The sequence below is a fragment of the Notoacmeibacter sp. MSK16QG-6 genome, assembly GCF_024158145.1.
GTDB lineage: Bacteria > Pseudomonadota > Alphaproteobacteria > Rhizobiales > Rhizobiaceae > Notoacmeibacter.
Window position 1 is genome coordinate 173,901 of record NZ_JAMYXM010000003.1, and the last position, 20,308, is coordinate 194,208.

Consider the following 20,308-nt stretch of genomic DNA (forward strand, 5'->3'; position numbering starts at 1 on the left):
AGCGATGGTGCGCCTCAAATACCAACGTCGTGAAGGATTATTTGCGACGGATCGGGTGTAAGCGGCGTCTGGCAAAAGCTTTCGATGCAACGCGCCGTCGCCAGATCGTGGATAGGTACTGCCGAACAGAACGGATGGGGCACTCGCCGAACTCGACCCGAATTGGCGGTCATCCTCGATGTGGAGAGCTCGGCGCGGCGGCGCTCCCGCCGGATCGATAATCCATTTTCCCGGCGCTCGACCACACACCGCGCCAAGGTTGCCCGAACGCTGCGATTGACAGAAAGACGCTGAAGCATGGCGCGCGTCGCCTTGCCGGACGGCCGATGCTCCATCTGCCCAATGAAAGCCAGCGACACGCGTAGCGCTTCAATTGTCGCTTCATCCGGCACCAGCGCATCGGAACCGAACCGAAGCGCCTGCATATCTGCGCCTTCCCAGCCGACCTTAGCGGTCATGAAGGCGGCTACTTCGCGGTCCAGCATTTCACGCGTTTCTTTTTTGGGAGCAGCAGTCAGAAACGCGGCGTCTGTCCCGATCGCGCTCTTGCGAATTCGGACGCGTTCAAACCGGCGATCATAGTTTGACGGATCGTCGCAATAGTGCAGCCCTTGCGCAACGAGCCAACTGCGAAGCGATTGCCCGCTTGCAGCGAGGAACGGCCGCCGCACCCAGGCGCCGCCCTTGCCGCTCCGCCAGTAGATCGCGTCGGCTATACCAGAACGTCCGAACCACGAATCGGCTTCGGCTCTCTGCACACGCATTGCGATGGTTTCGGCCTGATCGTCTGCCGTGTGAGCAACGAGAATAGTTGCGGAAAGTTCGGTAGCCAGATCACTCAACAGACCGTAGCGCGCCGCTCTGGCCGCTGCCTGAATGCCCGATTGTGGCTTTTCGCCATCCCACAGAAGCGTGCGATGCGGAAGGTCAAGCTGACGGCAAATGTCATTCACGAAGCCAGCCTCGTCAGCGCTTTCAGCGCGCAATCCGTGGTCGACCGTTGCGACATGAAGCCGGCGCGTCTGTCCTTTTGCTTTCAGCGCCCGATGGACGAGGTGGAGCATTGCCATACTGTCACCGCCGCCGGAAACCGCCAACAGAAGCGGTCCCTCGCCCGGCAGCGCAAAAGAAAACGACGCCTTAGCGGGAGCCAGGGCGTCGCGATTGCGATCGGCGGAGGCTGGTGGCGACGTCAGCAAGACGCGCTGGCCTCCTCCTGCTCAAGACGCAGGCGGAAGGCATCGGAGGTCTGGGGATAGCGGGCCGGAATGGCGCTAAGCGTTTCGCAAGCGACATCCTTCTGGCCCATGGCGGCCAGCGTTACGCCGAGCTTCAACATCATGTCCGGCGCTTTGTCGCTGTCGGAATAAGTCTTCGTGCCGTCGAGGAACACCTCCACCGCATCGGCATAGCGTTCCTGTCCGCGAAGGCTCTCGCCCAGCCAGAACTGGGCGTCCGCAGCCTGCGGATCATCGGGATATTGTTCGCCGAACCGGCGAAAGCCTGATTCCGCTCCGGCATAATCGCCCGCCAGCACGCGCTGATAGGCTTCGCTATAGACTGCAGAAGGCGTAGCCTCTGCTGGAAGCGAAGCAACCGTCGTGCCGTCGGTCTGGACAGTATCGTTCATCGTAGCCTCGACATTTCCGAGATTGTCGAGTGTCAGATTTCCGAGGTCGCGGGGCGGCGCGCCCAGTTCGGCCGAAGAACCGTCAGCCGCATTGTCATGAGGCGAATGCTCCATCGCATCCATCGGAATTTCCTCGCTGAGATGCGCCTTTGCTTCTTCCGCCGGCGTCAGAGTCGCGGGCGGAGAAGCTGGTTCAACCTCGGCTTTTTCCGTGGCGCTATTATCGATAGCGCCAGACTGACCGTCGCCCTGTGTCGACGGGTTGCCTTCGAGTTGGTCGATCCGGAACTGCATATCCTCAAGCTGCTTGCGAACCTGTTCCTGCAACTGAAGAATCTGGAAGTTCAGGTCTTCGATCGTGCCGTTGAGACGGCGCACCTGTTCTTCAAGCTGCGCAACACGCGGATCGGCGGCCTGAACCATCTGAACCGGCGCCTGCTCCTTGACCTCGTCTCGTTTGAAAATGGAGAGCGGACCGGCTCCCGCCGCACCGAGCGGAAGACATACGGCAACCGTCATAAGCATAGCGCGCAGAAGAGCGGTTTTGGCCAAAGCCATGATCATCGTTCCTTGATTGTCATACCTGTGAAATCGATCAACAAGGCGTCGAGCGCCCCGTGTAGACAACACCGGTTAAGCAGACACTTGGCCGAAAATGCGGAGAACAAATGAATTACCCGCCGCCGTTGCAATTTCATCACAGGGCGGCGGGCAGAAGGCCCGCTAGGCTTTACTTCAGAACCGTGACCGCGCGGCGGTTCTGCGACCAGCAGGAAATATCGTCGCAAACCGCAACAGGCCGCTCTTTGCCGTAGGACACCGTGCCGATCCGATTAGCCGGCACGCCCCGGCTTACCAGGAAGTCGCGAGCAGCCGCAGCGCGCCTTGCGCCAAGCGCGATATTGTATTCACGCGTGCCGCGCTCGTCGGCATGGCCTTCCACAGTGATGGCGTAGTTCGAATACTGGCTCAGCCATTGCGCCTGCTTGGAGAGCGTTTGCTGCGCATCGGCCCGGATGACCGAACTGTCCGTATCGAAGAAAACCCGGTCGCCGACATTGACGGTAAAGTCCTGCGCCGTTCCCGGCTGAGCGCTGCCTGCAGCATTCAGGCCAAGGTCGGCGGCTGAGTTCGGTACGTTTTTCTTGGATGCGCAACCGGCCAGTGCGAGAGCGCCGACAAGCGCGATCATAGCCGGATTGCGGGAAATTTCGATGAAACGACGCATGGTCGCTACCCCTTGATATATACGGTGGCCGCAGCCCCTCTGGTTCCAGTTCGGATCGTCCGGCGGCCTCACGATTATCGCCACGCCAACCGGCAATCCACGTTCTAATTGGCCAACCGGCAAAGCCGGCGGCGCGTTGCGGGCAGACCAAACGATACGATGATCGTTCGGCCACCCTGTCCCTCCTCAGTCGAGCCTTGGCGACCAGGCCGGGTCCGACGCGAAATTCGGCGTCGGAATGGCCTGTTCGTTACGACCCGTCAAATCGATCGAGCGCAGTTTCGGTCCGCTACCGGGGTCTTCCCGGAAAAACATGATGACACGCCCGTTCGGCGCCCAGGTCGGTCCCTCGACCAGATAGCCGGATGTGAGGATGCGCTCGCCCGAACCGTCCGGCTTCATCACACCGATGGCGAATTCGCTGCCGGTCTGTTTGGTGAAGGCGATCAGATCGCCCCGCGGGCTCCAGACCGGCGTCGAATAGCTGCCATTGCCGAAGCTGATGCGAGTCTGGCCTGAGCCATCGGCATTCATCTTGTAGATTTGCGACGGACCGCCGCGATCAGATGTGAAGACGATTTGGCCAGCTTCTGGCGAATAGGAAGGTGAGGTATCGATCGCATTGGTATCGGTCAGCCGCTGCATCGTGCGGCTGGAAAGATCCATCGTGAAGATATCCGAATTGCCATCCTGCCGGCCGATACTCATGACGACCTTGCCGCCATCGGGCGAAAAGCGCGGCGCGAAACTCATGCCGGGAATATTGCCGATCAGTTCGCGCTGCCCCGTTTCCAGTTGCAGCAGATAGACGCGCGGCTGACCGTCGGCATAGGACATGTAGGTCACTTCCTGGCGGTTCGGCGAGAAGCGCGGCGTCAAAACGATCTGGCCGCCCTTGGTCAGATAGCGAAGATTGGCGCCGTCCTGATCCATAATGGCGAGGCGCTTGACGCGCTTGTCCTTCGGCCCGCTCTCGTCGACGAAGACGACGCGCGTGTCGAAATAGCCTTCTTCGCCCGTCAGCGCTTTGTAGATCGTGTCGGCGATAATGTGAGCCACCCGTCGCCAGTTCTCCGGCGTGGTGAAGAACTGCTCACCGATAATCTGTGACTGGCCGTAGGTGTCCCATAGCCGAAATTCGGCGCGCAGCCGTCCGCCATCCGGCACGATACGGCCGGTCACGAGCGCCTGCGCATCGATAGCGGTCCAGTCTTGAAAGCGTGGCGACTGGTCGGGATTGTCGATCTGCTGGACGAAGGCCGCGCTGTCGATTGGTCGGAACAGGCCGGAACGGGCGAGGTCGGCCGCGATAACTTCGGTAACCTGCTGGCCGAGACCGTCCTGGCTCAGGAAGTCGGTGATCGCGATGGGCAACGGCTCCACCGTGCCGCGATTGACATCGATCTCGACCACGGCCCGTGCCGGCAGCGCGAGCCACAAAAGGGCGGCGGCCACGAGGCCGAGGCGTGAAAAGTGACGGGAAAAACGGTTGATCATAAAGAGTATGAGGTCCTTTAACGGCTCAGAAGAACATGTCGCGGGGATCGAAGTTCACGATCACCTCGCGCCAGGTTTCGTATTTGCCCTCAGGTACGCGAAGGCCTTGAACGTCGCATTTCTGGATAGCGCGAACGGCGCTGCGATCGAATTGCGGATTGCCGGACGATTTGGTGACGCGCGGCTGCCCCTCCAGTTTTCCATTCTGGTTCAACGAGAATGTGACGGAAACCAAGAGGCTGTCCGCATCGACAATACCTGCGTCGATGCTCCAGCAGCCCCCGAGCTGGTCGCGTAAAGCAGCCATTTCCGAAGCCGAGAGCTTCGGCGCATTGGTTCGGCTTGCGCCGGCGCCAGCGGTCTGTGTGCTGGACCGCGCACCCCCGCCTTTCTCTTCCTGCTTATTGATGAGAGCCTTGATCTGATCGTCAAGAGCCTTGGCCTCGGCCAGTTTCTTGGCTTCCGCTTCCGCCTTGCGTTTAGCCTCGGCCTCGGCCAGTTCACGCTTTTTGCGCTCTTCTTCCTCGGCAGCCTTGCGCTTCTCCTCTTCGGCCTTCTTCTCGGCTTCTTCGGCCTGGCGCTGCTTTTCCTGCTGCTGGCGATCCTCTTCGGATTTCTTCAGCAGTTCGGCAACCGGGTCCACCTCAGCCTCCGGTTTCTGCTCGGCTTTCTGTTCCTTTTCCGGTTCCGGCTCAGGTTCGGCCTTGGCGACTTCGACCGGCTTCTCAACTGGCTTGTGTTCAGGCCGTTTCATGGGCAGCGGCGGTGCGGCCGGGGCGGAACTTTCCACCTTGCGTTCGGAGGGAAGCGGTGTCGGCGCATTGTCAAGATCGGCAACGTTCGATCCGACATTCACGGCATCGGTGCGAAGCTCCTCAGTCTCTGTTTTTTCCGGAGCGGGCGGCTGTTCGGTGTCCGCGCGTTTCTCACCCTTTACGAGCTGGTTCAACTCGGTTTCGGAAATGGCCGTCACCGCAATAGCCTCGTCGATCTCGAACGGCTTGGGCGCGGAGAGGGAAATGACCGCAAAGCCCAGCACGCCGAGATGAAGAAGCACAGAACTGGCAAGACCCGTCTTCATGAGATGGCGTCAGCCGTCCTCCTGCACAGTGACCAGACCCACATTGCTGAAGCCGCCGGCCTGTATCCGAGCCATCACACGCATCACACTGCCATAATCGATAGCCTTGTCACCGCGCACGAAAATGCGGGCGTCACCCTTGGCGTCTTTGATAGCTTGCAGCTTGGGAACGACTTCATCGAGCTGAAGCTCGGTTTCCTGCAGGAAGATGCGGCCCTCGCCATCGACCGAGACGACCAGCGGTTCGGTGTCGCTGTTCATCGGCGCGGCGTCTGTGTTGGGCAGATCGACCGGCACGCCGACCGTCATCAACGGTGCGGCCACCATGAAGATGATCAGAAGCACGAGCATGACGTCGACCAGCGGCGTCACGTTGATTTCGGAAATGGTGCCGGTACGCGAACGCCGTCTGCGACCGCGACGGCCTACGCTTCCCGTTGCTGAAGGGGCGCCCATGGCCATGATCCGCCCCCCTTTACGCCGCTGCCTGCGGCGCGGTGCGATTGGCTGCCGAGCGTTCGTCGATCTGGCGCGAAAGAATGGCGGAAAATTCGTCGGCGAACCCTTCCATCCGACCCCCAAGCTTGTTCGCGTCGCCGGAAAGTTTGTTATAGGCCATGACAGCGGGAATGGCTGCGACGAGGCCGATGGCAGTCGCCAGAAGCGCCTCGGCGATACCGGGCGCGACGACGGCTAGCGAGGTCTGTTTGGACGCCGCAATGGCCTGGAACGATGTCATGATGCCGACCACCGTACCGAACAGTCCGATGAACGGTGCGGCAGAGCCAATGGTCGCCAGAAAGCCGAGCCGGCTCTCCAGACGTTCCATTTCACGGGCCAATGCCAAATCCATGGATTTTTCGATGCGGCTTTGGAGCGGCGCCGGGCTGCGCGCGCCACGCTCAAAGCTCTTCTTCCACTCCCGCATTGCCGCAACGAAAATGGTCGCCATGCCGGTATTACGGCGATCCGAAAGCGTGCGATAAAGCTCTTCTAGCGACTGGCCCGACCAGAAATTGTCTTCGAACCGGTCGAGCGCGCCGCGCATGCGACGGAAGGCCAGGCTCTTTTCCACGATGATCGCCCAAGCCCAGACAGAAGCCAGGATCAGACCGATCATCACAAGCTTGACCACCCAGCCGGCCTGCATGAAGAGGTCGATTAGCGAAATATCGCCACCTGGTGCGGCCAATGCCACCTGTTCCATAATTAACGTTCCCCTGAAGGTTTGGACAGCACGATGGCGGTCAAAGCTCGATTGAGAAACGCCAGATGCCCGTTTTTTGGCTTTTCCCGTGTAATTTTGGCGAATGGAAGGCGTATTGCTTCTCTTCGCGTATCAAAAACAGGGTTAACGGGTCGTAGTTAATACCGCGTTAGGATTTCGTGTCGGAAATATGGCAGGCATCCGAACTCGTCTGACCGGCCGTCTCCTCAAAAGAAGCCCGCCAGTCTGCCGGAAGCCTGCGGGGCCGGCCTGACCTGTCGATGATCGCCGCATGAACTTTGGCTTCGATCAGAACGTCTCTTCCACGAACGATCCGCTGCTCCATGGTGACACGCGCACCCGACACCCCGAAGACTGAAGTCTGAACCGTCAGAATGTCGTCGATCTTGGCCGGTGCGCGAAAGTCGATCTCCATGCGCCGCACGATCCACACCAGCGCTTCATCGTCAGGTCGATCCAGCAGTTCGGTGTGGTGAATGCCATGGAGCCGTAAGAAATCGGAGCGGCCGCGTTCCAGAAATTCCAGATAACGGGCGTGATAGACGACGCCGGAAAAGTCGGTATCGGCATAATAGACCCGCGCCTGCAGGCGGTGGACGCCATTCTCTATCGATCCGACAAGGACACCCTTCTCGGCATCCGACAATTTACCGGCCGATTCATCATGATGCGCCATCGTGCTTTTCCTTATCCGCAGGCTGCGGCAAAGTCTGGTCGCCCTATCCACCGGAACCGCCCAAATGGCATGTCATTTTCCACGGCTCAAGACCGCAACACAAATCGGACCGGTCGCGGCCATTCTGCTCATAATGACGACCGCATCGGTTTTTTCAGCCGATTTCCGCCCTGGTCGCGGCCTCAATATGGATATCTGGGTTCTTTGGCCGGGCGAGGAGCAGTGGAGCGATCCGTCGGTCATTCTCCCTTTCCCCGAATGGCGCCAGCATGTGACCGACGACCAGCTCCGGACGGTTCGTGACGCCGGCATCGATACGATCCGGATGCCGGTCGATCCGCGGCCGCTTCTCTCGCCACGCACGGCGCAATTGCAGGAAAAGCTTCGCGCTTCCGTGATCGAGAGCGCGGAGAAGCTTACTGGACAAGGCTTCAAGGTCATTTTCGATCTGCACCTTATTCCGGATGGCGAGACACCTCATGGCCTCTTCACAGAGAATGACCGATGGGCCGGCTATCTCGACCTTGTCGGCGATTTCGCTGCCCGCCTGTCACGCTTCGATAGTAGCGAGATCGCCTTCGAGCCGATCAATGAACCGCCAACCATATGCTCCATTGATGCCGCACCGGACTGGCAGAGCCGCATGGAAGCGCTTTACCGAGCAATCCGCGCCGAAGCCTCCGATCTGACTGTCGTCGCAACGGGCGGTTGCATGGGTCATGCCGATGGCCTGGCCGCGCTCGATCCGTCGCCCTTCGACGATAACACGCTCTTCACCTTTCACTCCTACGCGCCGTTCCTGCTCACCCATCAGGGAGCCGGCTGGGCGGGAGACGTCGCGCCGCATGTCACCGGCCTGCCCTTCCCGACCTACGGCCAGAACGAGGAACGTGCGAAACACGGCCTCGAAGAAACACTTCGCCGCGTTCGGACCGACGCTCCGTTGCTCAGGCGCAACGGTATTGCGTCCTATATCGAGGAGGAGTTCGCCAAGATCGATACGCGCGACGAACTCACCATCGAAATGGCGACGCCGTTCGAGACGGTTTCAAAATGGGCCACGCGTAACGGAATTTCGGCAGAGCGCATCTTTCTTGGCGAATTCGGCATGATCCGTCAGGAATACGACAAGCCAGACATGACGGACCCCGCTGACCGTACCGCCTATTATCGCCGATCCATCGAACTGGCCGAGCGCTACGGTTTCGGCTGGGCCATGTGGGGCTGGGGCGGCGCGTTCGGCATCGTCACCGCCTTTGGCGACGAACCGGCCGAACCCAACGTCCTTGATGCGATCCGCAACCTTCCGTCAAGCGAAGCTGACTGATCGATCAGCTCGTTGCGGAAGCGCCGCCAAGTTCCAGCAAGACGATTTCCGGCGCCATGCCGATGCGGATCGGAAGGATCGAGCAGCCAACGCCGCCCGTGACGATAAGATCACGCTCGCCTTCACGGTAATGTCCGTAGCGGTAATGGGTATCCCTACGGATACGCGGCACGACAGGCGCCCAGCCAAACGGCACGATCTGCCCGCCATGAGTATGGCCGGAAAGCGTTACGCCGATACGATCCGGCACATCGGGAAAAATATCCGGCTCATGCGCCATTAGCAGCGCGGGCGCGCCGTCATCGTCGATCTGCGCAACCGTACCCGGAAGATCGTCGCGGGAGACAGATCGGGCTTTCCCGTTTACGACCGTGCGGTATCGTCCCATCTGATCGCCGAGACCGGCCAGCCAGAATGCGCTTTTATCGGTCTCGATCCGGCGCGCATCATTTTCGTAGACCGCAATCCCGGCATCCTGCAGCGCTTGGCGCGCCGTCGACGGACCATCCTCCGTTTGCTCGGCAATCGGATCGTCAGCCCAGTCATGGTTGCCAAGCACCGCATGAACGCCCAGCGGCGCGTTCAGCCGCGCCAGTTCTGCGCCCCAATCTTCGGGCGCGACCTGACCGAACGATAGTTCCATACCGGAGAGATAATCGCCAAGGAGCAGGTGGATATCCGGTTGAAGCGCGTTCATCGCATTGACGATCCGCCGGATACGCGCCGGCCCCATCCATGGCAAACTGGCGTGGAGATCGCTCATGATAACGGCGCGCAGGCGAAGATCGCTCGGCCAGCCAGCGGGCGTCAAAGCGTAACGCGCTATCCGAAGGCGCACGAAGGTCTCGGCGGCAACGGCGGAAGTCGCTGCAAGACCGGCCAGAGCTGCGCCGCCCAAGATTTTCATTGCCGCTCGACGGCTTGGCATTCATTCGTCCTCGAACAGACCCGGCTGTGCGGCGGCTATGTCTTTCGGAGCGGGCAGGCCAACATGGTTCCATGCGCCCGCCGTCATGATCCGGCCGCGCGGGGTTCGCTGAATGAACCCCTGCTGGATCAGATAAGGCTCAATTATGTCCTCAATGGCGTCGCGCGGTTCCGAAAGCGCCGCGGCGATCGTCTCGATCCCAACCGGCCCGCCACCGAAGTGTCGCGCAATGAGAAAAAGATAGCGCCGGTCGAGCGCGTCGAGACCGCGTTTGTCGACCTCCAGGCGCCCAAGCGCTTCGTCAGCGATGGCTGCATCGACCGCTTCGGCTTTAGCCACTTCGGCAAAATCGCGCACCCGGCGCAAAAGCCGTCCGGCAATGCGCGGTGTGCCTCGCGCGCGCGTCGCGATCTCTTTTGCGCCATCGTCCGTCATCGGCAGACTCATGAGCCGTGCCCCACGGCGGACGATCTGCTCCAATTCGTCTGCCGTGTAGAAATCGAGCCGAACAGGAATGCCGAACCGGTCGCGCAGCGGCGTCGTCAGAAGACCGAGCCGTGTCGTCGCAGCGACGAGCGTGAACCGCGCTAGATCGATTTTCACACTCCGCGCCGCCGGCCCTTCGCCGATGATGAGGTCGAGCTGAAAATCCTCCATCGCCGGATAAAGAATCTCCTCTACCGCTGGGCTGAGCCGATGGATTTCGTCGATGAAGAGGACGTCGCGATCTTCCAGATTGGTCAGCAGTGCCGCCAGATCGCCGGCCTTTGCGATAACCGGCCCGGAGGTTGAGCGGAAATTGACGCCGAGTTCGCGCGCCATGATCTGCGCCAGGGTCGTTTTGCCGAGGCCGGGTGGGCCGACGAACAGCACATGGTCCAGCGCCTCACCGCGGCTCTTCGCCGCTTCGATGAAAACCTTGAGATTGGCGCGCGCCGCCGCCTGGCCGACGAAATCGTCGAGCACCTGCGGGCGCAGGGCCGCATCGGCGTCCTCGCCTCGCTTCTCTGCATCGATTAGGCGGTCAGGCTGGCTCATAAGCTGTCCTTATGCCGTGTAATCCGATTTTGAGGCGCATATCTTCTCGGTCCTAAGCAAATACGCTTGGCATGATAGGGTCTACAGTAGTCAACCGACCGCAAGCCACTCTCGGTCAAACGGCGATAAATACTTAGGATATGGGATCATAAAAATAATTCCCGAAAATACCAACGGTATCCAAGAAGAAATAGCGATTAAAAATCCGTATTGTGGGTCCAAAATAAAAATATAAAAGGCAATTATGCCCGCACTGACACATACAAAATGAATAATAGAAAATGTCAGCCGAGAAAAATTATAAAAAGAATAAAAAAAGTTGACCAGTGCAGAACAAAAAATCGGCAAAAATCCTATCTTATAGGACAGGAATATCGTCTCAATAAAGAAGCCGAATGCATCTTTATGAAAAAAATTTCCAACCAAACCTAAGCTACTTAACAAGGTAAAAATCACGTACGCTATACCAGCACAAAGCGGCGCTAAGAAACAATAGAGGAATAGAAAAACAATGATTGACCGCCGCTGAGATATACTCACCCCGCCAGCTCCTTCAGGCCAAGGCGAATGAGCTTGGCGCTGTCGGCGCCATCGCCAGCATCCTTCAATGCTGCGGCGACCGCAGCAGCGGCCTGATCGCGGCCATAACCGAGATTGGTCAGCGCCGAAACGGCGTCGGCCACCGGCGCCGGCGCGACCCCCTCGCCCAGTTCCTGCGACAGGCCAATGGTGGACGCCATGTCGCCGGCCAGCGCCGGTGCACGGTTCTTCAATTCGCTGACGATCCGCTGCGCCACTTTCGGCCCGACCCCCGGCGCGCGCGCCACCATCGCCTTGTCCTGCAGCGCGACCGCATTGGCGAGGTCGCCGGCGGCCAGCGTGGACAGGATCGCCAGCGCCACTTTCGCGCCGACACCCTGAACCGTCATGAGAAGGCGGAACCATTCGCGTTCCAGCCCGGAGGAGAAGCCATAGAGCCGGATCATATCCTCACGAACGATGGTTTCGATCTGCAGTACCGCCGCCTCGCCCTCATGGAGCGAAGAGAGCGTGCGCGCCGCGCAATGGGCGACATAGCCGACGCCATGCACATCCAAAATCACGTGATCGTCGGCAACCTCGTCGACCGTGCCTTTCAGCCGTCCGATCATGAGGATTGTTGCTCAGCGGGTGCGATCAAGTCGAGATCGGGAAAATAGGTCCGATAGCGCATCCCATCGCGTGTCAGCAGGCGGTGCCCCATCACATAGGCATGCGCACCGATCAGAAGATCAGGGAGGGTTCGTTCTCTCGCTCCGCCTGCCCGGCGATAGACATGAAACGCCCTGCCCGCGATGAAGCCCGCTTCCCAGGGAAGGTTTTCGCGACTCATTTCAAGAGCCTCCAGCACATCATCCACTGCTTCCATGGTCTCGAACCGCACCGAAAATTCACTGAGAACGATCGGGTTGAGTATGAGACGCCCTCCGGCGAGTTTACTGAGATTTTCCCGCGACCAATCATACCAAATGGGGTCGCCGGACGAGATATCGATCAGTATGTTGCTATCGACGAGAACGGCCCGCTCATCCACGAGTCGCATCCATCACGTCATCTGTAGAGATGGAGGGATCGCCCGTTCCCGTCAGGGCGTCGAGCGCCTTGTTAAAGCGACGAATTCTCTGTGCAATGGCTTCGCGGTTTGCCTGATCGGTCGGCTCGACGATCAGACGGCCACCTTCAAAGCTGATCCGGACCTCCGAATTGGGCGCAATTCCAGCGGCGTCCCGCAATGCCTTTGGTAACGTAATCTGACCTTTTTCCGACACGCGCACTGCACCGCTCCGACGGAGTAAGAATTATTCTGAAAATATCTTACCTATACGAACAAGTCAAGAACAAACGCTATATCGCCCTCATCAGCGCCCGGCGTGCCACGTCGCCCACGCGATTGTTGGCATGGCAGATCGCGATGGCCAATGCGTCGGCGGCATCGTCGCTGTCATAGCGCGCCTTGGGCATGAGAACCCGCAGCATCATCTGGATCTGCTTTTTGTCGCCATGACCGACGCCAATCACCGCTTTTTTCACGGCGTTGGGCGCATATTCGGCGACCGGCAGCCCGGAACGCGCCGGCACCAACATCGCGATCCCGCGCGCCTGACCGAGCTTCAGCGTGGCGCCCGCATCCTTGTTCACAAATGTGATTTCGACGCTCGCCTCGTGCGGCTGCCATTTGTGGACGATATCAGCCAGCCCATCGTGCAACTGGCAGAGCCGGCTCGCCAGATCGGCTTTCCCATCGGATGTGATCGTGCCGGCCGCGACGAAGCGCAGCGACGAGCCAAGGCTTTCCACAATACCCCAGCCCATCCGCCGGAGTCCGGGGTCGATGCCGATAATGCGAATCGGTGATTGCGCCATTGCGGGACTGTGCTTCATGGCGGGAAGCATCACCAGAGAATGTGAACAAAAAAGAAACAGAATTCACGAAAATCGTTCAAACCCCGACACAAGTGCCGGATCGACAGCCTGGTTTATCCGCGCTTTCTGACGTTGTTTCGCAAACTACGCTCGCAGAAATTGACCGTTCCTACCGACCGAACGCGGTGCGTAGCAAATCCATCTGCGCGCCGACCGGGTTTTCGGCGTCGAGATCGGACGCGTCAGCGCCATCGCCATAAATCTCGGCATCGACACGCTGGACAAGCCGCTGAAGCGAAAGCGAGCGGTCGACAAGGTCGAGAAACTCTTCGCTTAGTCCTTCCCAGCCCGGCGCATTGCGGTCGGACGTGGCGGCATCGAGATTGACCTTCGTTTTCTCGGCCGCCACCTGCTCGCGCGTCATTTCACCGGCATTGGCGGCACGCTGCAACAGTAGCCACGAGGCAATCTGCATGAGTCGAGTCGTCAGGCGCATGGATTCCGCCGCATAGAGTGTCGCGGAGACGCGGCTCAGTTGCTTGGCGGCAGCGCGGCCTTCGCCGTCCAGATAGCCGGCGGCGTCCTCAACGAGCGTCATGCCGGTGGCATAGAGCTCACGAAAAGAATCGGAGAAAATACGCCTCTCGGCCAACCGTACGGTCTCGCCGCTCTGTCGTTTGCTGTCGTTCATCGATGTCGCCTTGTCCCGCCGCTCAATCAGCCCGCCATGCCGTCCCTTCGCAATGCGGTCGAGCAAAATTGACCGATGAGGATGGCGTCGGCAAGCATAGCCTTAAAGAACAGTTAACGCCCAGGGAAAACGGGGAGTTCCCTGACAGGGCTATGGACAGCCAAAAAAAAGGCCGCTCGCAAGGAACGGCCATAGAAATCTTACAGGGAGCGTCAAACGGAAGGAAAGAACCATCCGGATGAAACCGGCGTGAACCGGATATGAAGAACATGCCGCAAAAAGGTTAACAAAGACCTAACGAGAGTCGATTTATCAACCTTCTCGATTCTCGCCTTGGAAAGGATTGCGACGCCCGCCTTTCGAGAAGACCGCTTCTTAGTCTCGTCGCCGCAGCATGAATTTCTGGATCTTGCCCGTCGACGTCTTTGGAATTTCCTCGAAGATGAAGTCTTTTGGCACCTTGAAACGTGCCAGCCGCTCCATGCAGTGCGTCCTCAATGTGTCCGAATCCACCTCATGCCCCGGCTTCAATTCGACATAGGCGATGGGCGTTTCACCCCATTTATCGTCGGGCCGGGCCACGACCGCGCAGGTCGAGACCGCGGCATGCGTATAGAGCACGTCCTCCACTTCGATGGAGGAGATATTCTCCCCGCCGGAAATGATGATGTCCTTGGAACGATCTTTCAGTTCAACATAGCCGTCTTCGTGGAGCACGCCGAGATCGCCGGAATGAAACCACCCGCCGGCAAACGCTTCCGCCGTCGCCTCGGGATTTTTCAAATATCCCTTCATGACGATATTGCCGCGGAACATGACCTCCCCCATCGATTGCCCGTCCGCTGAAACAGGCTTCATGGTTTCCGGGTCGAGCACAGTCATATCTTCAAGTCCGGCGTAGCGAACGCCTTGCCGCGCCTTCTTGGCCGCACTCTTCTCGCGATCCAGCGCATCCCACTCGGCCTTCCACTCATTGACGACGGCAGGTCCGTAAACCTCGGTCAGTCCGTAAAGGTGCACCACATTGAAACCGGCATCGGCCATCGCGGCCAGCACCGCGCCCGGCGGCGGCGCAGCGGCCGTATTGAATGTGACGTCCTGCGGAAAATCACGCCGTTCGGCTTCGGGCGCGTCGATCAGAAGGCTCATCACCACCGGCGCGCCACATAGATGCGTCACCCCATGATCGGCGATGGCGTCGTATATCGGTTTGGCCCGGACCCAGCGCAGGCAGACATGGGTCGAGCCTGTCAGCGCCAGCGTCCACGGAAAACACCAGCCATTGCAGTGAAACATCGGCAAGGTCCAAAGATAGACCGAGCCGTTACCGACCGCAGCATGGACGGTATTGTTGTACGCCATCAGGCTTGCGCCGCGATGGTGATAAACCACGCCTTTCGGGTTGCCGGTCGTACCGGACGTGTAATTCAGAGCTATGGCGTCCCATTCATCGTTCGGCAACGACCAGTTGAAGGCCGCATCGCCCTCGTCTACGAGCGCCTCGTGGTCCAACGTGCCGATCCGCTCGCCCTTGGGGTAAGGCGCGTCATCGCCGTAGTCGGGATCGTCATAGTCGACGACCAGCGGCGTGACCTTGGCCTGGCCCAGCGCATCTTTCATGACGTTCGAAAATTCGCGGTCGACAATCACGACCTTCGATTCGGCATGATCGAGCTGAAACGCAATGATCGCCGCATCGAGCCGGGTGTTCAGGCTGTGCAGCACAGCCCCAGCCATCGGCACGGCCATATGGCACTCCAGCATGGGCGGCGTGTTGGACAGCATCACCGTCACCGTGTCGCCCTTGCCGATGCCGCGCTGTTGTAAGGCGCTGGCGAGCTTGCGGGATCGTTCGTAGAACGTTTTGTAATCGCGCCGTAGCGAACCGTGAATGATGGCGGTGCGGTCCGGCCAGACCTCCGCCGCGCGCTTCAAAAAGGAGAGCGGACTCATCGGCTGGTAGTTGGCCGCGCATTTATCGAGACCGTTTTTGTAAATGTCCGTCATAGTTTGCCTCCTCCGGTCCTCACCGGTCATGAGAATAGGCCGGCAGACGACAACCGCAATCGTATAAGTCCATGAGCAATGGCAAGAATTGGCGGGCCGACAGGAGAGACCAGAGCTCGTCTTCTCTCTTCGTCGAAGGGATATCGCCTTGATAAGGCCATGAAGCCCGGTCCAAGAGAGGCCAAACCGATCGGCCCGAGGAGATCATGACCGATACGCCATCCGACCGCTGCCGCCTTGTCCTGATGACGCCCCCTATGACGGACGACCGCCAATTGATGACCGCGATACGCTCGGCCCTTTCGGGCGGCGATGTGGCGTCGATCATTCTTTCTGCCGGCGAGCGGCAGGAGCAGGCCTTTCAGGCGCTCGCCGAAGAGGTCATCGGCATCGCCCACGAGCAGAACATCGCCGTGATGGTTGTCGACGATACCCGCATTGCCGGGCGCTGCAACGCCGATGGCGTGCATCTGGAAGATGCGCGCGCCACAATGGCCGAAACGATGGAGCGGTTCGACGGCAAGCTCATGTTCGGCGCTGGCGGTGCGAAAACGCGACATGACGCACTGGAACTCGGAGAAGCGCAGCCGGACTATCTGTTCTTCGGGCGGATCGGCTATGACAACAAGCCGGACCCGCATCCTCGCAATCTTGCGATGGCCGAATGGTGGGCGCAGATGGTTGCAATCCCCTGTGTCACGATGGGCGGCTCGATTCCCGAAAGCGCTCTCGCCGTAGCCGAAACCAGATCCGACTTCGTCGCCTTGTCATCGGCTGTGTTTTCCGGCCCGGAAAGCCCGGCAGAGCGAGTCGCCGCAATTAACGAGATGCTGGATGCCGGAGCGCCCCGCTTCAGCGACGAGGACAATGGATGAGACGGCTACTCGTCGGACTGCTTTTGATCGTCGCCGCCCAGTCAATCGCTCATGCCGAGACGAACCAGCCTGGTGAAGTGCTCGACAATGCCGACAGCGAAACCGGCAGCCGTCTGCTGCCGCCAACCGAGAGCCAATCCGATGGCGCGAAGCTTCCCACGGGACAGCAGAAAGGCGATCTGAAAAACGAGATCGACGAGCGTCGTTTCGGTGAAAAGCCGGAAGATGTCGCTTTCACCGCTTTTCAACTCGGGCGGTTTCTGACCGCCATACGTCTCGCAACGCCTCTGGCCGAAAGCGGCAATCCTGCCGCGCAGACACTGCTTGGCGAGATCTATGCTGGCGGACTTGGTGTGCCGACGGATCACGACAAAGCAGCCGAGTGGTACGCCCGGGCAGCAGAGGCCGGCGTTCCGGCCGCGCAGTTCCAGTATGCGCTGATGCTGCTCGATGGCGAATATGTCGAAAAGAACGAAGCCTTTGCCGAAAGGCTTTTGAAACAGGCCGCCGAGGGCGGCAATGCCAATGCGCAGTTCAACTATGCGCAACGCCTGCTCGGGACCAATAATGCCAAGAACGTGAGCGAAGCGGCCCGGTGGTATCAGGCCGCTGCAAGGAAAGGCGTCCCCGACGCGCAATATGCCTATGCCAACTGGCTATCCGGTGAAATCGACGGCGTCACCCGTGATATGGCCGAAGCGCGCGAATGGCTCGCCAAGGCGTCAAAGGGAGGCATGGCGGCCGCGCGGGTGGAACTCGCAACATGGCTGTTTTCCGGCAAGGGCGGCGAACGCGATTTCGATCAGGGCTTCCGTCTGCTGCGGCAGACAGCGCGCAGCGGCAATGTCGCCGCGCAAAGTCAATTGGCCAAGGCGTATATCTACGGCTATGGCACCGACCCCGATACGATCGAGGCGGCAAGTTGGTACATCGTCGCTCGGCGCGCCGGATTGCGCGATCCGGAGCTGGACGATCTGATGGACGGGCTTTCAGGCAAACAGAAGCAGCAAGCTCTCGAGCGCGCCAATCGACGCTGACATGGCCCGCCAGCGGCCCGGTCTTGTTTCGGCGGACGTTTTGGGCCATTGGACGGCCCCGACAGCGTGAAATTCTCCAACAAATGGCTACCCGATGAAGATCAATGGCAACGAAATCCGCCCCGGTAATGTGATCGAGCACAATGGCGGGCTCTGGGTCGCGGTGAAGACCAATCACGTCAAGCCCGGCAAAGGCGGTGCGTTCAATCAGGTCGAACTGAAGAACGCCATTGACGGCACCAAGCTGAACGAGCGTTTCCGCGCGTCCGAAACGGTCGAGCGCGTCCGCCTTGAGCAGAAGGACTTCACCTATCTTTATGCCCAGGAAGACATGCTGGTCTTTATGGACAGCGAAACCTACGACCAGCTCGAGCTATCGCAGGAATTCGTCGGCGACCGCGCGGCGTTCCTGAAAGACGGCATGACGGTAACGGTCGAGCTTTACGAGGAAAAGCCCATTGGCATCTCCTTACCCGATCAGGTCACTCTGGAGATTGCCGAGGCCGATCCGGTGGTTAAGGGCCAGACGCAGTCTTCCTCTTACAAGCCTGCCGTTCTCGAAAACGGTATTCGCATTCTGGTCCCGCCTTTCATCGAGGCCGGTGAAAAGATTATCGTCGACACCAACGACATCACTTATGTGAGCCGGGCGAACTGATCGCCTCGCCGATTGCGTTTGCCCTGGCAGTGAAAGGCCGCGCTGAAGGGCGCGACTTCCGCTAAAGAAGACCCTCGAAAGGACATCATGGCCCGCTCAGCATTGATGAATGTGATGGTCGGCGCTGCCGCCAAGGCCGGCCGCCGTCTCGCCAGGGACTTTGGAGAGGTCGAGAATCTCCAGGTTTCGGTCAAGGGACCCGGTGATTTCGTCACCAAAGCCGATCTCGAAGCCGAAAAGACGATCTTCGACGAACTGTCTCATGCGCGTCCCGATTTCGGCTTTCTGATGGAAGAGCGCGGTGAAGTAGAAGGCAAGGATTCATCCCACCGCTGGATCGTCGATCCGGTCGACGGAACGACCAATTTCCTGCACGCCATTCCGATCTTCGCCATTTCCATTGCGCTGGAGCGTGAAGGTCAGATCGTTGCCGCCGTTATCTATAACCCGATTATGGACGAGCTCTATACTGCCGAAAAGGGCAAAGGGGCATTCTTCAACGACCGTCGGTTGCGGGTCGCCAACCGGCGTCAGATGACCGATGGCCTCGTCTCGCTATCGATTCCCCATCTCGGCCGCCCCGACCATGCCAATGCTGGCCGGCAATTGCGCAATCTCATGGCCAATTCCGGCGGCATCCGCTCGCTTGGTTCAGCCGCGCTCGATCTTGCATGGGTTGCGTCCGGACGTTTCGACGCAATCGTTCAGCAGAATATCAAACCATGGGACATCGCCGCCGGCATGATGCTGGTGCGCGAGGCGGGCGGCTTCGTTTCCGATATTCACGGGCGGGACGACATGTTCGGCACCGGCACGATACTGGCCGCAAACGAACGGCTGATTGGTGAGCTTGAGCGGACGGTCAACAAGGGCCTGTAGGACCGACGCGGGCGGGCCGAATTTTTGTTTCCGCTATGCAAGCCCATATAAGCGTGTAAGATTCGCCTTCGACGAGGCGAACGCCACACGGGCGGAAGGAGGAAACCGCGATGGCGGTGACAGAAGATGATCTGACGGCGGAACGGCCGCCTCGCTCATACGATCCCGGCCGGCTTTCATCGCCACGGGTCTTCCTGCTGTCGATGGTAATCTTCCTCATCCTGTTCGGCTTCCTTGTCGCCATCCTGTCCAGACAGATCATTTCCGCCTTCATGACCAATCCGGGACTGAACGGCCTGATTCTCGGCGTCCTGATCGTCGGCATTCTTCTGGCTTTCGGACAGGTGGTCCGACTCTTCCGCGAGGTCGGATGGGTCAACTCTTTCCGCGAAGGCCTGGAATCGAAGCGCGACCCCGTTCTTCTTGCGCCGATGCGCTCGCTATTGATGCGCTCGACAGCCACGGCGCTCACCCCCGCGGCCATGCGCTCCATCCTCGATTCCATTGCCACGCGGCTCGATGAAAGCCGCGACGTGATTCGCTATCTTGTCGGCCTTCTCGTCTTTCTCGGCCTACTCGGCACCTTCTGGGGTCTGCTGCGCACCATCGGTTCCATCGGCGATACGATCCAGTCGCTCAACCCGGCGGCGACGGCTGGACCGGATATTCTCGATTCGCTGAAGACGGGTCTATCGGAACCCCTGTCGGGCATGGGCACCGCGTTTTCTTCCTCACTCTTCGGTCTCGCCGGTTCGCTCGTTCTCGGCTTTATGGAATTGCAGGCGGGTCGCGCCCAGACGCGTTTCTACACGGAACTGGAGAACTGGCTTTCCTCTGTCACCGCGCTCGATTCCGACCTCGTGCCGGAAAGCACCAGTTCCGACGAGATGCGGGCCATGGCGGAAAGCCTGAAGGGCCTGCAGGAGGGCGGGGCCAGTCCCCGCATGACCAATGCGATGGGCTCGCTTGCCGAAGGTATTTCCGGCCTCGTGCGCAACATGCGCGGCGAGCAGCAGATGCTGCGTGAGTGGATGAACGCTCAGGCGCAGGAGCAACAGAAAATGCGCCAGACCCTCGACCGGCTGACCGCCGCGCTGGAAGAGCGCGAGCGGCAGGACGGCTGAG

At 59.7% G+C, this 20,308-nt stretch carries 23 protein-coding genes; 6 read left to right on the forward strand and 17 right to left on the reverse strand.

All coding sequences use genetic code 11. The annotated features are described in order from the left end of the window. Nucleotides 1-14: 14 nt before the first annotated feature. The 8 genes from tilS to ybgC all read right to left on the reverse strand — a co-directional run bounded on the left by tilS (nt 15) and on the right by ybgC (nt 7,340). On the reverse strand, nt 15-1,199 hold the full coding sequence (tilS, locus tag NIM86_RS11875; RefSeq protein ID WP_253382387.1) for a tRNA lysidine(34) synthetase TilS: 1,185 nt from the start codon (nt 1,197-1,199) through the stop codon (nt 15-17). Next, on the reverse strand, nt 1,193-2,188 hold the full coding sequence (ybgF, locus tag NIM86_RS11880) for a tol-pal system protein YbgF (protein ID WP_253382389.1): 996 nt from the start codon (nt 2,186-2,188) through the stop codon (nt 1,193-1,195). Before ybgF ends, tilS begins: the two co-directional genes overlap by 7 nt. Before the next feature lie 172 nt (nt 2,189-2,360). Beyond that, nucleotides 2,361-2,858, reverse strand: a complete 498-nt coding sequence (gene pal, locus NIM86_RS11885) for a peptidoglycan-associated lipoprotein Pal (protein ID WP_253382391.1) — start codon at nt 2,856-2,858, stop codon at nt 2,361-2,363. 186 nt (nt 2,859-3,044) lie between these two features. Further along, nucleotides 3,045-4,355: a Tol-Pal system beta propeller repeat protein TolB gene (gene tolB, locus NIM86_RS11890; RefSeq protein ID WP_253382393.1), complete on the reverse strand. Its 1,311-nt coding sequence runs from the start codon at nt 4,353-4,355 to the stop codon at nt 3,045-3,047. Nucleotides 4,356-4,380: 25 nt separating this feature from the next. Next, on the reverse strand, nt 4,381-5,436 hold the full coding sequence (gene tolA / locus NIM86_RS11895) for a cell envelope integrity protein TolA (RefSeq protein ID WP_253382395.1): 1,056 nt from the start codon (nt 5,434-5,436) through the stop codon (nt 4,381-4,383). A 9-nt stretch (nt 5,437-5,445) separates the two neighbouring features. Then, a complete protein-coding gene (tolR, locus tag NIM86_RS11900) occupies nt 5,446-5,898 on the reverse strand; it encodes a protein TolR (RefSeq protein WP_371872887.1) in 453 nt (150 codons plus the stop codon). 13 nt (nt 5,899-5,911) lie between these two features. After that, nucleotides 5,912-6,643 (reverse strand): protein TolQ, encoded by a 732-nt coding sequence (tolQ, locus tag NIM86_RS11905; RefSeq protein ID WP_253382399.1) that lies wholly within the window; start codon nt 6,641-6,643, stop codon nt 5,912-5,914. A 169-nt stretch (nt 6,644-6,812) separates the two neighbouring features. Then, nucleotides 6,813-7,340 carry a tol-pal system-associated acyl-CoA thioesterase gene (ybgC, locus tag NIM86_RS11910; RefSeq protein WP_253382401.1) on the reverse strand — a complete coding sequence of 176 codons (528 nt, stop codon included), beginning with the start codon at nt 7,338-7,340 and terminating at the stop codon, nt 6,813-6,815. Between the two features lie 64 nt (nt 7,341-7,404). Here ybgC and NIM86_RS11915 point away from each other — a divergent pair, with 64 nt between their 5' ends. Further along, complete coding sequence (locus NIM86_RS11915; protein ID WP_253382403.1) at nt 7,405-8,667, forward strand: glycoside hydrolase family 5 protein; 1,263 nt, start codon at nt 7,405-7,407, stop codon at nt 8,665-8,667. A 4-nt stretch (nt 8,668-8,671) separates the two neighbouring features. Here NIM86_RS11915 and NIM86_RS11920 read toward each other — a convergent pair whose 3' ends face one another. From NIM86_RS11920 to NIM86_RS11960, 9 genes are all read right to left on the reverse strand, one after another. Continuing rightward, entirely contained in the window at nt 8,672-9,595 is a 924-nt protein-coding gene (locus tag NIM86_RS11920; protein ID WP_253382405.1) for a metallophosphoesterase, read from the reverse strand. Then, nucleotides 9,596-10,633 carry a Holliday junction branch migration DNA helicase RuvB gene (gene ruvB / locus NIM86_RS11925; RefSeq protein WP_253382407.1) on the reverse strand — a complete coding sequence of 346 codons (1,038 nt, stop codon included), beginning with the start codon at nt 10,631-10,633 and terminating at the stop codon, nt 9,596-9,598. 90 nt (nt 10,634-10,723) lie between these two features. Further along, nucleotides 10,724-11,173 carry a hypothetical protein gene (locus NIM86_RS11930; protein ID WP_253382409.1) on the reverse strand — a complete coding sequence of 150 codons (450 nt, stop codon included), beginning with the start codon at nt 11,171-11,173 and terminating at the stop codon, nt 10,724-10,726. After that, complete coding sequence (ruvA, locus tag NIM86_RS11935; RefSeq protein WP_253382411.1) at nt 11,170-11,784, reverse strand: Holliday junction branch migration protein RuvA; 615 nt, start codon at nt 11,782-11,784, stop codon at nt 11,170-11,172. The genes NIM86_RS11930 and ruvA overlap by 4 nt, the downstream gene beginning before the upstream one ends. Further along, nucleotides 11,781-12,215 carry a type II toxin-antitoxin system VapC family toxin gene (locus NIM86_RS11940; protein ID WP_253382413.1) on the reverse strand — a complete coding sequence of 145 codons (435 nt, stop codon included), beginning with the start codon at nt 12,213-12,215 and terminating at the stop codon, nt 11,781-11,783. Before NIM86_RS11940 ends, ruvA begins: the two co-directional genes overlap by 4 nt. After that, nucleotides 12,199-12,447, reverse strand: coding sequence for an AbrB/MazE/SpoVT family DNA-binding domain-containing protein (locus tag NIM86_RS11945; RefSeq protein WP_253382415.1), 249 nt, complete (start codon nt 12,445-12,447; stop codon nt 12,199-12,201). Before NIM86_RS11945 ends, NIM86_RS11940 begins: the two co-directional genes overlap by 17 nt. A gap of 70 nt (nt 12,448-12,517) precedes the next feature. After that, nucleotides 12,518-13,054 carry a crossover junction endodeoxyribonuclease RuvC gene (gene ruvC / locus NIM86_RS11950; protein ID WP_253382417.1) on the reverse strand — a complete coding sequence of 179 codons (537 nt, stop codon included), beginning with the start codon at nt 13,052-13,054 and terminating at the stop codon, nt 12,518-12,520. Nucleotides 13,055-13,205: 151 nt separating this feature from the next. Beyond that, the gene (locus NIM86_RS11955; RefSeq protein ID WP_253382638.1) at nt 13,206-13,727 is read right to left on the reverse strand and encodes a DUF1465 family protein; all 522 of its coding nucleotides are present in this window, start codon (nt 13,725-13,727) and stop codon (nt 13,206-13,208) included. Nucleotides 13,728-14,102: 375 nt separating this feature from the next. Further along, nucleotides 14,103-15,734, reverse strand: coding sequence for an acyl-CoA synthetase (locus NIM86_RS11960; RefSeq protein WP_253382419.1), 1,632 nt, complete (start codon nt 15,732-15,734; stop codon nt 14,103-14,105). 206 nt (nt 15,735-15,940) lie between these two features. Between NIM86_RS11960 and NIM86_RS11965 the strand changes: the two genes are divergently transcribed. From NIM86_RS11965 to NIM86_RS11985, 5 genes are all read left to right on the forward strand, one after another. Beyond that, nucleotides 15,941-16,609 (forward strand): thiamine phosphate synthase, encoded by a 669-nt coding sequence (locus NIM86_RS11965; protein WP_253382421.1) that lies wholly within the window; start codon nt 15,941-15,943, stop codon nt 16,607-16,609. Beyond that, on the forward strand, nt 16,606-17,646 hold the full coding sequence (locus NIM86_RS11970; RefSeq protein ID WP_253382423.1) for a tetratricopeptide repeat protein: 1,041 nt from the start codon (nt 16,606-16,608) through the stop codon (nt 17,644-17,646). The genes NIM86_RS11965 and NIM86_RS11970 overlap by 4 nt, the downstream gene beginning before the upstream one ends. 94 nt (nt 17,647-17,740) lie before the next feature. Continuing rightward, the gene (efp, locus tag NIM86_RS11975; protein WP_253382425.1) at nt 17,741-18,304 is read left to right on the forward strand and encodes an elongation factor P; all 564 of its coding nucleotides are present in this window, start codon (nt 17,741-17,743) and stop codon (nt 18,302-18,304) included. 87 nt (nt 18,305-18,391) lie between these two features. Further along, nucleotides 18,392-19,183 (forward strand): inositol monophosphatase family protein, encoded by a 792-nt coding sequence (locus tag NIM86_RS11980; RefSeq protein WP_253382427.1) that lies wholly within the window; start codon nt 18,392-18,394, stop codon nt 19,181-19,183. 110 nt (nt 19,184-19,293) lie between these two features. Further along, a complete protein-coding gene (locus NIM86_RS11985) occupies nt 19,294-20,307 on the forward strand; it encodes a MotA/TolQ/ExbB proton channel family protein (RefSeq protein WP_253382430.1) in 1,014 nt (337 codons plus the stop codon). Nucleotide 20,308 lies beyond the last annotated feature (1 nt).